Below are 13,205 nucleotides of genomic sequence, written 5' to 3' on the forward strand. Positions count from 1 at the left end.
GATTAAATCTTATGATATTCAGGCTAATTATTCTTGCTTTCCCCATATTAAGTCTTTGGAAGAATGATCCCGATTTAAGAGTTATAAAAATTCCTAGCATCTTCACACCAGGTAAACATCATGTCGTTGTTATGGAACTAACCAATTCATTATCTAAAAATTTATCTATTCAAGCCGAATGGATATTACCAGAGAATTGGAGATTAATTACCAAACCTTCAATAAATAAAAAAAAAGAAAGTAAGAACATCAGGATTTTTTCTATTATATCCGTTCCTATTAATTATCGGAGTGGTATTACTAAATTAACAGTAAAAATAAAAAATAACAATAAAACAATTAAAACAAAAGAGATAAATGTCAAAATTAAAGAGCTCCATAAAATTGAAGTAAACCTAGTTGAAAAACCGAACTTTGTGAGAGCTGGAAAAAAATTCTTTTATAAATACCTGATTGAGAACAAAGGTAATACCGAAGAAAATATAAATGTTGAGTCTAGATTTTCTGAGGGAAGAACAGAGAGTCTTAATATTCCTATTAGTAGTTCCAAAATGGTTTCTTTAGAGCAGTATATAGAAGGTGACTTTACAAAACCAACTACGAAACTAACAGACATTATGGTAACTGGTAAAAATATTGATACGATATCTAAAATAAGCTCCTTTACAGTCTACCCTAATACCTCTAGTAGAAGTGACCTTTATTTTTATTATCCTATAACGACAATTGTCAACTATACTTTTTTAAAAAATGAGGCGGAAAAAAGCCAATTTCTTATTTACAATGTGAACGGTAATGGGTTTTTAGACATAAAAAAAAAACATCACCTCAACATTGGTACGATAAGAGCAGGTGGAGATAAATCTACTCGTTATGAAAATTTAGAAAGAAATTGGATAAAGTATAAGTACAAAAAAAACGAACTATATTTAGGCGATTTCTCTTTTAATTTCACAAGGCTATTAGAGCAAAATAGGTTAGGTAGAGGCGGTTATTCAAAATTATATTTTAAAAAAATCCATTTTGCTTTTTTTTACAATACTCCACTTTTCTTCAAAGAAGTTAAAGATCAATTAGGAGGGTACATAAAATTAAATCCATTTAACAACTACAATACTTCATTAGGCGTATTAAACAGAACCTACGATAACTCAAAAACAACAACTTTGAATATTACTCAAAGTTTTAAAAACACCTTCTCTTCCCTTTATCTTGAAACAGCAATGACTATGCTAGGAAAAAAAAAACGAATTGGTTTACAGTTTACCGGAAAAGCAAAAATAAACGATTACGAAATTCTCAGTGATATATTATATACAAGTCCTGAATTTGATGGATATTTTTATAATAGCAGTAATATTTTTACCTCAATTAAAAAGATTTTTTCAAAACGTTTTACTCTCGTTAATGAAATAAATTACAACCTTTTAAATCCCCGATTAGATGAAATCATAGAGCAAATAGCTCCATTTAATCAAAGGTATTTTTCTAGACTTTACTTTGTTCCAAACAGAGGTCACAGACATAGTATTGAACTTGGCTACCTATCAGTTAAAGATAGGAGTGAAAGAATAAAATTTGATTTTCATGAATATTTATTAAATTACCAGTACAAAATAAAAAAGAATAACTTTTCTCTAGCTCTTGATAATGCAATCAGACTTTCAACCAATAACCTTGTATCATCCGATGAAAAAAGGAAAACATCTTTACATTCATCAGTTATAGGTGTTTATTTTATAACTAATAATTTAATTTTAAACACAAACGTACAGTACTCAAACACAAATAGATACTCACAAAGCAAAAGAAACCTATTATTTTATGGAGGAAGTCTAAATTATAAAATTAAAAACTCATGGGATTTAGGAGTTGGTTTTAGAAATGATTATGAGTTGTCTGAACAATACAAAAGAAGAAGCCTATTCAACCTAACAGGAAAGTTTAAATTTAATAAAAATCATCATCTAAATTTCGCCGGAAATATTGGTTATTCATCGCTAAACACTAATTCAAAAGATTTCTTTTTATCAATAGGTTATCGTTTAAATTTAAATATTCCTATTTCAAAAAATAAAAATATTGGTGATGTTGTAGGATTTATAAATTCAAACTCTATTAGTGATAGAAGTGGTATTATCTTTAATCTAGATGGATATTCCTCAATAACAGATGACGAAGGAAATTTTAAGTTTAAAGACATAGCTACAGGAAAACATTATTTATCTGTTGATCAATCTAGTTTAAAATTCAATAGTATAATAAATGAAGATATTCCTCTTGAGGTTACAGTTAATAAAAAAGAAGAGAAGCAAGTTAAGCTATCACTTATTAAGCCTTCTAAAATAGGCGGTAAAATAACTTTTAAAAAAAACAATCAAACACAAGCATCTCTTTTCAAAAATAAATTACCTCAATTGATCATAAAATTAGTACAAGGCGATAAAATAAAATACACACTAACAAATAATAAAAACGAATTCTTATTCAGTCAGATAAAACCTGGAAAATATAAAATAGGAATCGTTAGTAAGAACTACGAAAAAAAATTTACTTTTAATGATAATCATCGTCTAATAACAGTTAATGAAGGCGAGATAAAAGAAATTATTTTTTCGGTCTCAGAAAAATTAAGACGCATAAAAATGCAAAACAAAAAATTTAAACTAAAGTCAAGTAATTAAAATGATAACTAATTGTAAAACTTTTATGTTTATATTGTTGTTTTCTATGGTAATCAAAGCTCAGACTTCACAGATTAACACGGTTCCTTTATCTTTTGAAATTCCTGAAATTGCAATTTTAAAAATTCAACCAAGTATAGAGCCTGTAATTATAAGTCTTGAAACAATTACCGAAGCAGGAAATCCTATTACTTCCAAATCTGAAAACAATAATGATAAATGGCTAAATTACTCCTCATCAATAGCAGAAGATGGCGTAACAAGAAATGTTTCTGTAGAAATATTATCTGGCACAGCACCCCCTGGAACAGAAATTACATTAAATACAGGAAGTTATGTTGGTAGCGGATCTGGTCAATTTGGGATTCCTTCTGAACAGATCACTTTAAAAAAATCTCCTCAAAAAATTTTAACTGGTATTGGTGGTGCTTTTACAAATGTCGGTCCCCAAAATGGACACTCTTTGTCATATAGTATACAAATTAAAAACTATGACTTATTAAGTTTTCAAGAAAATCATGTCTTATTTATCTCCTACACTATTTCTGATGACTGAAAATTATTTTATTTATGAAAAGAATTAGTTTATTATTATTTTGGGGCTTATTTTTTACTAGTAGACTATCAATGATCGCTCAACTTAATGTTGAATATGGAATAATAGAACTTTTCAATGAAACAAATAATATTTCGATAATTCCAGGAGAGGATATAATTTCTGAATTCGAATCTTCTCACGAAATTATTAAAATTAGTGTGAACTTCCTCCCTGAAAATATGCAAAATGATGTACATAGAAGCTGGCACATTAATGTTAAAAAATCAGATATAGAATGGGACTCTAGTCTAGAAATAAATATTAGGCGCACCAATAATGGCGAACATATCTATAATAATTACTTAAGTGGTGGAGAAGATTACTTATTAATCAATAACTACGACAATCAATTTATTGAGGGTAATGGAAAAATATTAAATATAAATTGTCAAATTAAACTAGTTGGTAGATCGCTTATTATTCCAGCTAAGCAATACCAAACTAATATAGTATTTACTCTTATTGATGATTAGTCATCTATAATTTGATCAATATAAACTATGCTATCCATAAATACTTTTTTATCAATTCTTTTCAATAGAAAAATTACTTCTTTTAAAAATATTGCAACATCTTCAAGGTGTCCTAAGAATCAGAGATATTATGGTAAACTCTTTCCTTAATTCTATTTTTTAGCAAAAAAATTAATTTGTTTTTTATAAATTATGATTAATTAAACTAAAAACTAATCAAATGAAAGAAAGTAAATCCATTCTAATATATGGGCTTTTTGTAACGCTTTTTATATCTTCATGTGCTACTAATGATAAAATAGAGAATAATAACCAAAATTCAGACATTCCCCAAAAAGTAATTGATGCTGCTACCAAATTAAATTTTAATACATCAACAATTCGGTATGAATTTATTCGAACAGTAAATAATAAACTCGAAAAAAAAATAGTCATCGAAAACGATATAATGACAACTGAAAACCAATTAATTGAACTTACGCATCTAAAAAATAATCGAACTGACCAATATTATACCAATAATTTAGTAACCCAAGGAAAAATAATTAAAATTACTGGATATAATGGCGGTAGATCTAGTTTTAAACTTTCTGAGAAAGGATTAAAGGCTCTAAAAAATGCTGTAGCAAAATTTAACGATTTAAATTTATCTTTAACTTTTATTTTTGAAGAAACCAAATTATGGGGTGCAGGTGATATTTTTGTTTACGACATGTCTAGATTTAATAGTTCAAAAGGAGGACGAGCAGGTTTTCCTTATAAAGGAAAACCTTACAACGAAATACAAATTTTTAATTTAGATCAACATACACAAATAGAGAATCAACATGTTTTGATGCATGAGATTAGTCATTCAATAGGAATGAGACATACAGATTGGTTTGGCAGAAATAGTTGTAAGGGTGATTTTGAAGATGAAGGTGATGCTGGTGTCGGTATTAATCATATTGACGGTACTCCAAATGAATCCTACTATGACAATACCTCTATTATGCTAGCCTGTCCTTTTAATGAAGAAATGACAGGGGAATTCAATAACAATGATGTTAAATCTTTAAAAACATTATATCCAAAAGAATAGTAAAAAAGGTCGAGAAAACTAGTTTCTCGATTTTTTTATCATTTACGTTTACGATAAGAAAGAATCATAAAAAGAAAAAATATTTTAATTGCACCTTATGTTTTTCTTAATGAATAAAGATTACGAAGGTAAACTATCAAATTTTAGTTATAGCAAATTAACTTATTCCACTTTTTAAGTTCACCAAAATTATACCATTAGACAGCTTCTCTTTCAATAAAGAAATTGCAGCTTTACTCCTTATTCCAGATTGACAATAAACAACTAAAGGTTTCTCAGAAATTACTTCCTGATAACGATTGGATAGTTCCCTAAGAGGAATATGTAAACCTCCAATATTTTTTTCTTCTCGCTCCCAATGTTCTCTAACATCTAAAAGATTGTATTTTTCCTTATGAGATTCTAAATCGGTTAAACTAATTTCTTCTCCAATCGGTTTTATCCCGCAAAAAAACTCATAATCTTCTTCCAATTTGTTAAGCTTAGCATTCTTCGTTCTTTCAAACTTTAATGTAATTTGACGCATACTTAATGTATCAAATATTAATAATTTGTTTGCTAAAACTCCTTCTAAATCACAAATAATTTTTATGGTTTCATTAGCTTGTAAACTACCTATGATTCCAGGCAAAACACCAATAACTCCAATTTCTGAACAATTTGGTGATTCATCTGGTTTGGGAGGAGTTGGATATAGACATCGATAGGTTGCGCTTCCTTTAAAGTTAAATACACTTACTTGTCCTTCAAACTTAAAAATAGCTCCATAAACTAATGGCTTATTTGTTAAAACGGCCGTATCATTTGCAAGATATCTCGTTGCAAAATTATCACTACCATCAATGATTACATCGTACATCTGAAAAAGATAAAATGCGTTTTCGTTCGTTAATCGTTCTTTGTAAACATTGAACTCTATAAACGGATTTAACCTTAAAAGTCGATTCTTGGCAGTTTCTGCTTTTGACTTTCCTATATCATCGATAGTGTAAAGTATTTGCCTCTGCAAATTGCTCTGATCAACGATATCATGATCAATAATACCAATTGTACCAACACCTGCTGCTGTTAAGTATTGCAAAATTGAACAACCTAAACCTCCAGCTCCAATTACTAAAACTTTTGATCTTTTAAGTTTTAGCTGTCCTTCTTCTCCTATTTTATCTAAAATTAGATGTCGGTTGTATTGTTTAAGTTCTTCCGAATTTAACATTGCTCTTAACTTTTGGCTTATGACAAATTTAACTAAAATGCTCCCAGTCTTTCCAAACAACTTCCAAACCTTGCTCTTTCAACATCAATACAATCTCTTCTGTACTTCTTTCATCCGAAATTTCGAATTGCTCTAGTGATTGTGGCTCTACACTATAACCTCCTGGATTTGTTTTCGACTCAGCACTCATCGAGGTAGCTCCTAAATTAACAATATTATTTCTAAAGATTTCACTTTCTCTTGTCGACATGGACAATTCCAAATCTTCATCTAATAAACGAAAAGCACAAATCAACTGAACTAAATCATTATCTGTCATTTCAACTTTCGGCTCAATACCGCCAGAATGAGGACGAAGTCTCGGGAAGGAAATAGAATACTTTGTTTTCCAATAGTTTTTCTGCAAGTATTTCAAGTGTAACGCTGTGTAAAAACTATCGACTCTCCAATCTTCCAATCCAAATAAAGCTCCCAATCCAATTTTATGAATCCCCGCTTTTCCTAGCCTATCAGGTGTGTCTAACCGATAATAGAAATTCGACTTTTTACCCTTTGGATGATGTTTTTTATACTCCTGTTCGTGATACGTTTCTTGGTAAACTAAAACTGCATATAAACCACTTTCAATAAGAGACTCATACTCATGTTGGTCTAAGGGTTGTACTTCGATAGTAATATTGGAAAAATTCGTTCGAATAAGTTCAATTGCATTCTTAATATAATCTACTCCAACAGTCCTATTAGCCTCACCTGTGACGAGTAGAATATGGTCATATCCCTTTTGCTTTAAAAAGCTCACCTCCTCAAGAATTTCATTATCTGTTAAGGTTCGTCTTGGAATTTTATTGGTAAAACTAAATCCACAATAGGTACAAATATTCTGACATTCATTACTTAAATACATGGGAGCATACATTTGAATTGTATTCCCAAATCGTTTTTTGGTAAGCATTCTACTCATTTGAGCTAGTTGCTCCAAGTAAGGTTTTGCAGCTGGTGATATTAATGCTTTAAAATCTTCTAAATCTCTTTTTTCTTTCGCCAAAGCATACTCAACATCTGTTGAAGTTTTGTTGATTATGTTTGAAAGCGTATCATCCCAGTTATAGCTTTCGAATATATCTCTAAAAGTAGTATTCATACTTAAAAGAATCGTTTAATCTAACTCAAAAAACTCGTTAATGGACTACTAGCTTCTGCATATTTTTTTATTGGGGCTAGCTTAGCTTCATAAGCCATTCTTCCAGCTTTTACTGCCATTTTAAAAGCTTTTGCCATTTCTATTGGATTCTGGGATACAGCTATTGCCGTATTTACTAATACAGCATCAGCTCCCAATTCCATTGCATGAGCAGCATGTGAAGGAGATCCAATACCTGCATCTACAACCACAGGAACATTAGATTGTTCTACAATAATTTCTAAGAACTCTAATGTTTTTAAACCTTTATTACTACCAATTGGAGCTCCTAAAGGCATTACACATTGTACTCCAACTTCCTCCAAACGCTTACATAATACAGGATCGGCATGGATATAAGGCATTACAACGAAACCTTTTTTAACCAATTCTTCTGCGGCGGTTAACGTTTCAATTGGGTCTGGTAGTAAATATCTCGGATCTGGGTGAATTTCCAACTTTATCCAATTTGTTTCAAGTGCTTCTCGCGATAACTCCGCAGCGAAAACTGCTTCTTTTGCTGTTCTTACTCCTGAAGTATTAGGTAACAAATTAATGCGTGAATGTCCTAAATGAGTCAATATATCGTCCTCTTCATTTTGAACATCTACTCGCTTTAATGCTACTGTGATCAACTCACTTTCTGAAGCTAATAAAGCTTCTCGCATTAATTCAGAAGAACTAAACTTTCCAGTTCCAGTGAACAATCGAGAGTTAAATATTTTATCTGCTATTTTTAATGTTGTCATGGTATTATAATAAATTTTATCTAACTGATCTTATACACTTGTTCTAATGTACTGCCAGCATTTAACAAGGTATGGAACGCAGGAATGGCACTGAAACTTTGAGTAATTTCAGAAGATACTGCAATTCCATGAATTCCAGTTTTTAACAAGACTGAAACATCTTTTAATGTAATTCCTCCAATAGCTATAATGGGAACTTCTCTTGCTAATTCTTCAATAATTGCTTGGTATCCTTCCAATCCTAGAACTGGACTCAAGTTTTTCTTAGTTTCAGTAAATCTAAAAGGTCCAAGTCCAATATAATGAACACCTTTATCTACCAGTGTTCTGCAATCTTCCAACGTATTGGCTGTACCTCCAACAGTATACATATCTCCTAAGTATTTTTTAGCTACTAAAGGACATGTATCACTCTTTCCTAAATGCACTCCATCTGCCTTTACTTCCCTTGCAACTTTATAAAAGTCGTTTACAATTAATCTTGTTTGAAAATGACTTGTAATCGCTCTTGCTTCTTTCGCTACTTTCAAAATAGTGTCTTCATCGAAATTCTTTAATCGAAGTTGAACCCACTCAGCGCCATAAGAACATGCCTTCTGAATGTTTTCTATATGTTCATCCGGAGTGCTTCCTTGCGTTATGTACTGTAATTTACTTATCATTTCGTTTTATGTAATTTAGTATAGTTGTTTTTGTATTTGTTTTTTAAATTTCTTTTTTTATTGAAGAATAATTAACTTCATCTGCCATAATAATGTTTTCCTAAAAGGGAAACGTCTGAATTAAGATATTCTTCTACATATCGTTTTACACTCTTCCCTTTATCTTCTATTGTCAAGTTATTATAAAAGTTCGCTGCAAGGGCTGCAGATAATACGCAACCACTTCCATGTTTATCAAATACTTTTTCTGAAATCGGGGGAATATTTAATTTAACAATTTTGCCATAGTAAATCTCATCCCAGCCCTTCTTATCTTTTCTATGACCTCCTTTCAAATAAATATTTGTTCTTTCGGCAATACTTTCAATAGTTTCCTCTATATCTTTTTCAGGAAACAACGCCTTTATTTCATCATAATTTGGAGTAATAAAATCACATAAAGACAACATTTTATTAAATGTTTCGTAGTTTTTCTTGGTATGAAAATCATAACCTGCACTTGCTTTGAGTACAGGATCTAATACAATAACTATCTCAGGATTTAGCTTTCTAAGCTTTTGCTGAACTTTTAATAGAATTTCCCATGACTCAATGATACCAATTTTAACGATTGGTATTTTAAACCTTTCAAATAAAGTTTCAATTTGTTCAAGTATTATCGTATCTTTTACCCAAGTACAACTTTTAAATTCAATGTCATTTTGAACAGTAATTGCAGTACAAACTGATAGTCCGTACAATCCAAAAGATTCAAATGTTTTGATATCTGACGTAATTCCTGCTCCACTGGAAGGGTCAAAACCTGCTATTGTTAATATGTATCGTTTTTCACCCATATGTTAGCCATGAATAATTGTACTAAAAACGCTTTTTATGTTATTAAAACTCTCTACTGGACTTTCAGCATTCCAAACACCTCCTAAAACACCAATCCCACTAAATCCCAATTTCAAAGTATCCGCTATTGTCGATTCATTTATTCCTCCCATTCCTATAATTATTCTATTCATATGATTTACGTCAAATCCTCTTCCTTCGTATCCTGCTTTAGATATAGAGGAAAACACAGGGCTTAATAGATAATAATCAAAAAATTCCAAACATGAATCAAGTACTTCAGGATCATGAAAAGAACTACTCACTGTTTTTCCCTTACTTCTAAAATTTTCAACATACTCTCGTAAACGATTTTTTAAATCAATTCTGGGTTGTTCCTGTAAATGAACTCCTTTTAAATTGAATTCATTTAGCAATTCATGAAAATAATGTACAACAATTCTATTATGATATTGTTCACCAATAGCATTCAAATATGCAAAATGCTCCTCATATCCTTTAAATGGTTTTCTTAAATGATAATGGGTTAAGCCTGCCTCAAAGAGTTGATGTAAAATTTTGATTTCATTTTCTACATCTTTTTCTGGGGCGATTAAAATAATCATATGTTTCACTTTAAATTATGAATTACGAATTTAAAAATAGTAACATTCGTAATTCATAATTATAATCTTATATTCTATAGATAAACTTCCGAACCTTTTGTTTTAAATTCTTCAGACTTTTCCTTCATTCCTTCTGAAATAGCATCTTCTGCCACCAATTCTTTCTGGGCTGCATAATCACGAACTTCTTGACTTATTTTCATTGAACAGAATTTCGGTCCACACATTGAACAGAAGTGCGCTATTTTAGCTCCCTCAGCTGGTAGTGTTTCATCATGATATTCTCTTGCCAATTCTGGATCTAAACTCAAGTTAAATTGATCTTCCCAACGGAATTCAAAACGAGCTTTACTTAAGGCATCATCTCTATGCTGTGCTCCTGGATGGCCTTTTGCCAAATCAGCTGCATGTGCTGCTAATTTATAGGTAACAACCCCAGTACGCACATCATCTCTGTTTGGTAACCCTAAGTGCTCTTTCGGTGTAACATAACATAACATAGCTGTTCCGTACCATCCAATTATTGCTGCACCAATTCCTGAAGTGATATGATCATATCCTGGAGCAATATCAGTAGTTAAAGGCCCCAAAGTATAGAAAGGAGCTTCACCACAAGCTTCTAATTGCTTGTCCATATTTGCTTTGATCATATGCATAGGTACATGACCAGGTCCTTCAATAAAGCACTGAACTTCATGTTTCCATGCTATTTTCGTTAACTCTCCTAATGTTTCTAATTCTGCAAATTGAGCTTCATCATTCGCATCTGCAATACAACCGGGACGTAAACCATCTCCTAAAGAGAAAGCGACGTCGTATGATTTAAGAATTTCACAAATTTCCTCAAAATGAGTATATAGGAAACTTTCTTTGTGATGTGCCAAACACCATTTAGCCATAATAGATCCTCCACGAGAAACAATTCCTGTAATACGTTTCGCTGTCATTGGAACGTAAGCCAATCTTACTCCGGCGTGGATAGTAAAATAATCAACGCCTTGCTCAGCTTGTTCAATTAAGGTATCTCTAAAAATCTCCCATGTTAAGTCTTCTGCTACTCCGTTTACTTTTTCTAAAGCCTGGTAGATTGGGACCGTACCGATTGGTACTGGCGAATTACGAACAATCCATTCTCTAGTTTCATGAATATTTTTACCTGTAGATAAATCCATTATATTATCCGCTCCCCAACGACAAGCCCAAACAGCTTTCTCTACTTCTTCCTCAATAGATGAAGTTGTAGCCGAGTTACCAATATTCGCATTGATTTTCACCAAGAAATTTCTTCCTAAAATCATAGGCTCTGCTTCAGGGTGATTTATGTTAGAAGGTATTACTGCTCTTCCTCTTGCCACTTCTTCTCTTACAAATTCAGGTGTTATTTTTTCTGGAATGCTTGCTCCAAAATCTTGCCCTGGATGTTGTTTTGAAAGACGTGTCATTTCATCTATTCGTTGATTCTCACGAATAGCAACATATTCCATTTCGGGAGTAATAATTCCTTGTTTTGCATAATGTAACTGCGTTACATTTTTCCCTTCCTTCGCTCTTTTAGCTTTATGCTTCAGGTTAAATCGTAAGTGATCTAACTTCTTATCATTTAATCGCTCGTTACAATATTGAGAAGTAAATTCATCCAATTCTTCAACATCACCTCTATCTAAAATCCATTTTTCCCTAATCCGTTCTAATCCGTTGTGAATGTTTATCTCTTTATTCGGATCTGTATATGGCCCTGAAGTATCATAAACAGTTACAGGTTCATTTGGCATTCTTTTTTTAGTCATTGAATCCACTGTATCGTGTAATTCAATCTCTCTCATCGCCACATTAATATGCGGGTGAATTTCTCCGGGAACATAAATTTTTTTTGAATTCGGAAACGGATTTCTAGTTACACCGTCTTGCTTTGGTGCTGTATCTTTTTTCTTCATTATAAGGTTATTAGTTTTTGTCGAATTTATTTTAATAAAAAATTATCCTCCTTGCGTAGATCGGATGATTAAAATATTGTCGTTATTCTGAAGTTTATGATTACTCCAGTCATCTTTTTTAACAATATTGTTATTAATGGCAACTGCAATTCCATTATCGGAGATTTCCAATTCTCTAACCAGTCCTCTTACAGTTAAGTCTTCTGAGATTTTTTTTGTCGTTTCGTTTACTTTGATAATCATTGAATGAATATTTAAGCAAACTATAGAAGTCGAATAGGCTAAATTTGACCTATTTTCTGAGTGTAGCATCTCAACTTTTCCCTACGCTGGTATTAACCATATCAGGTTCTAAGGATATTTCTCAAACTAGCGAACTAGCTACTCCTAAAGTTTACAATTACAAATATAAATTTTTATTCAAAAAAACACATTATATTCTACTTCATTTTTCCGAATTTCGGATACAATAAAATTAATACAACCATTTGAAAAATATTCTTGAGTGGAAAATTAGTAAAATCCTTACTTACTTTTATTCTAATTTAATGGCCTCTCACACCTTAAAAAATAACAAAAACACCTTTTTTTAAAAAAAACATCCATTTTTTTTCGACTTTGGTTTGATACTTAAAAAATTGTTAATAGAGAAAATTTTCCATTCGAAATAATGTGAAATATTAAACTTAAAAACGCCAAAAATAGATAAACTATAAACCTTATTTAATATGAGTCATCAAAAAAACACTAATTTTATTATAGGAGATTGGTCTCCTTTCAAACAATTGACAGAAGAAGACAATATTGTTTGGAATGAAGTCAAAAAATCTTTTGATCATTTTGACAAACCTTATGAAGTTTCAAAAAAAATATTAGATGGAATGAAATATCGTTTTAGGTGTACTTCTAAAATCTATGGATACATCATTGTTGAAGTTAATGGTAGATTTAATAGAAACAAGATATTTGATGTTATGAATATCTCAATAAGCCAAGTCATGATATTATTAATCAACATAATTTCTATGATCTAAACGTAACTGAAATTAGCTAAGGGAATTTTAATTATACTAACATTCTAGCCAGATCCAACGTCACTTATTAAGTTTTAAATACCATTAGAAGAGGGTAAAACAAGAAAAACTTATAAAAAAATTATAACTGTTATCGTGATTTAACTAAAACTAAT

Annotated in this window: 13 protein-coding genes and 1 riboswitch; of the genes, 5 read left to right on the plus strand and 8 right to left on the minus strand. The window is 31.0% G+C overall.

The window, feature by feature from the left end; genetic code table 11:
- Positions 1-11: 11 nt before the first annotated feature.
- From ACSIGE_RS05720 to ACSIGE_RS05735, 4 genes are all read left to right on the plus strand, one after another.
- Positions 12-2,684 (plus strand): hypothetical protein, encoded by a 2,673-nt coding sequence (locus tag ACSIGE_RS05720; RefSeq protein WP_440881817.1) that lies wholly within the window; start codon positions 12-14, stop codon positions 2,682-2,684.
- A gap of 1 nt (position 2,685) precedes the next feature.
- Positions 2,686-3,240 carry a hypothetical protein gene (locus tag ACSIGE_RS05725; protein ID WP_440881818.1) on the plus strand — a complete coding sequence of 185 codons (555 nt, stop codon included), beginning with the start codon at positions 2,686-2,688 and terminating at the stop codon, positions 3,238-3,240.
- A gap of 14 nt (positions 3,241-3,254) precedes the next feature.
- The gene (locus ACSIGE_RS05730; protein ID WP_440881819.1) at positions 3,255-3,755 is read left to right on the plus strand and encodes a hypothetical protein; all 501 of its coding nucleotides are present in this window, start codon (positions 3,255-3,257) and stop codon (positions 3,753-3,755) included.
- Positions 3,756-3,975: 220 nt separating this feature from the next.
- Positions 3,976-4,836, plus strand: coding sequence for a M57 family metalloprotease (locus ACSIGE_RS05735; RefSeq protein WP_440881820.1), 861 nt, complete (start codon positions 3,976-3,978; stop codon positions 4,834-4,836).
- A 157-nt stretch (positions 4,837-4,993) separates the two neighbouring features.
- Here ACSIGE_RS05735 and ACSIGE_RS05740 read toward each other — a convergent pair whose 3' ends face one another.
- The 8 genes from ACSIGE_RS05740 to thiS all read right to left on the minus strand — a co-directional run bounded on the left by ACSIGE_RS05740 (position 4,994) and on the right by thiS (position 12,259).
- Positions 4,994-6,049 carry a ThiF family adenylyltransferase gene (locus ACSIGE_RS05740; RefSeq protein WP_440881821.1) on the minus strand — a complete coding sequence of 352 codons (1,056 nt, stop codon included), beginning with the start codon at positions 6,047-6,049 and terminating at the stop codon, positions 4,994-4,996.
- Positions 6,050-6,077: 28 nt separating this feature from the next.
- Positions 6,078-7,190, minus strand: a complete 1,113-nt coding sequence (gene thiH / locus ACSIGE_RS05745; RefSeq protein ID WP_440881822.1) for a 2-iminoacetate synthase ThiH — start codon at positions 7,188-7,190, stop codon at positions 6,078-6,080.
- A gap of 20 nt (positions 7,191-7,210) precedes the next feature.
- On the minus strand, positions 7,211-7,978 hold the full coding sequence (locus ACSIGE_RS05750; protein WP_440881823.1) for a thiazole synthase: 768 nt from the start codon (positions 7,976-7,978) through the stop codon (positions 7,211-7,213).
- Positions 7,979-7,998: 20 nt separating this feature from the next.
- The gene (thiE, locus tag ACSIGE_RS05755; protein WP_440881824.1) at positions 7,999-8,640 is read right to left on the minus strand and encodes a thiamine phosphate synthase; all 642 of its coding nucleotides are present in this window, start codon (positions 8,638-8,640) and stop codon (positions 7,999-8,001) included.
- 77 nt (positions 8,641-8,717) lie between these two features.
- Positions 8,718-9,476, minus strand: a complete 759-nt coding sequence (locus tag ACSIGE_RS05760; protein ID WP_440881825.1) for a hydroxymethylpyrimidine/phosphomethylpyrimidine kinase — start codon at positions 9,474-9,476, stop codon at positions 8,718-8,720.
- A gap of 3 nt (positions 9,477-9,479) precedes the next feature.
- Positions 9,480-10,082: a thiamine phosphate synthase gene (locus ACSIGE_RS05765; protein ID WP_440881826.1), complete on the minus strand. Its 603-nt coding sequence runs from the start codon at positions 10,080-10,082 to the stop codon at positions 9,480-9,482.
- A gap of 74 nt (positions 10,083-10,156) precedes the next feature.
- Positions 10,157-12,016 (minus strand): phosphomethylpyrimidine synthase ThiC, encoded by a 1,860-nt coding sequence (thiC, locus tag ACSIGE_RS05770; RefSeq protein ID WP_440881827.1) that lies wholly within the window; start codon positions 12,014-12,016, stop codon positions 10,157-10,159.
- A gap of 42 nt (positions 12,017-12,058) precedes the next feature.
- Positions 12,059-12,259, minus strand: a complete 201-nt coding sequence (gene thiS, locus ACSIGE_RS05775) for a sulfur carrier protein ThiS (RefSeq protein WP_440881828.1) — start codon at positions 12,257-12,259, stop codon at positions 12,059-12,061.
- Positions 12,260-12,320: 61 nt separating this feature from the next.
- A riboswitch (TPP riboswitch) is annotated at positions 12,321-12,415 on the minus strand.
- 329 nt (positions 12,416-12,744) lie between these two features.
- Between thiS and ACSIGE_RS05780 the strand changes: the two genes are divergently transcribed.
- Positions 12,745-13,050 carry a hypothetical protein gene (locus ACSIGE_RS05780; RefSeq protein WP_440881829.1) on the plus strand — a complete coding sequence of 102 codons (306 nt, stop codon included), beginning with the start codon at positions 12,745-12,747 and terminating at the stop codon, positions 13,048-13,050.
- The last annotated feature ends 155 nt before the right edge of the window (positions 13,051-13,205 follow it).

Source organism: Tenacibaculum profundi (assembly GCF_052050075.1).
GTDB lineage: Bacteria > Bacteroidota > Bacteroidia > Flavobacteriales > Flavobacteriaceae > Polaribacter.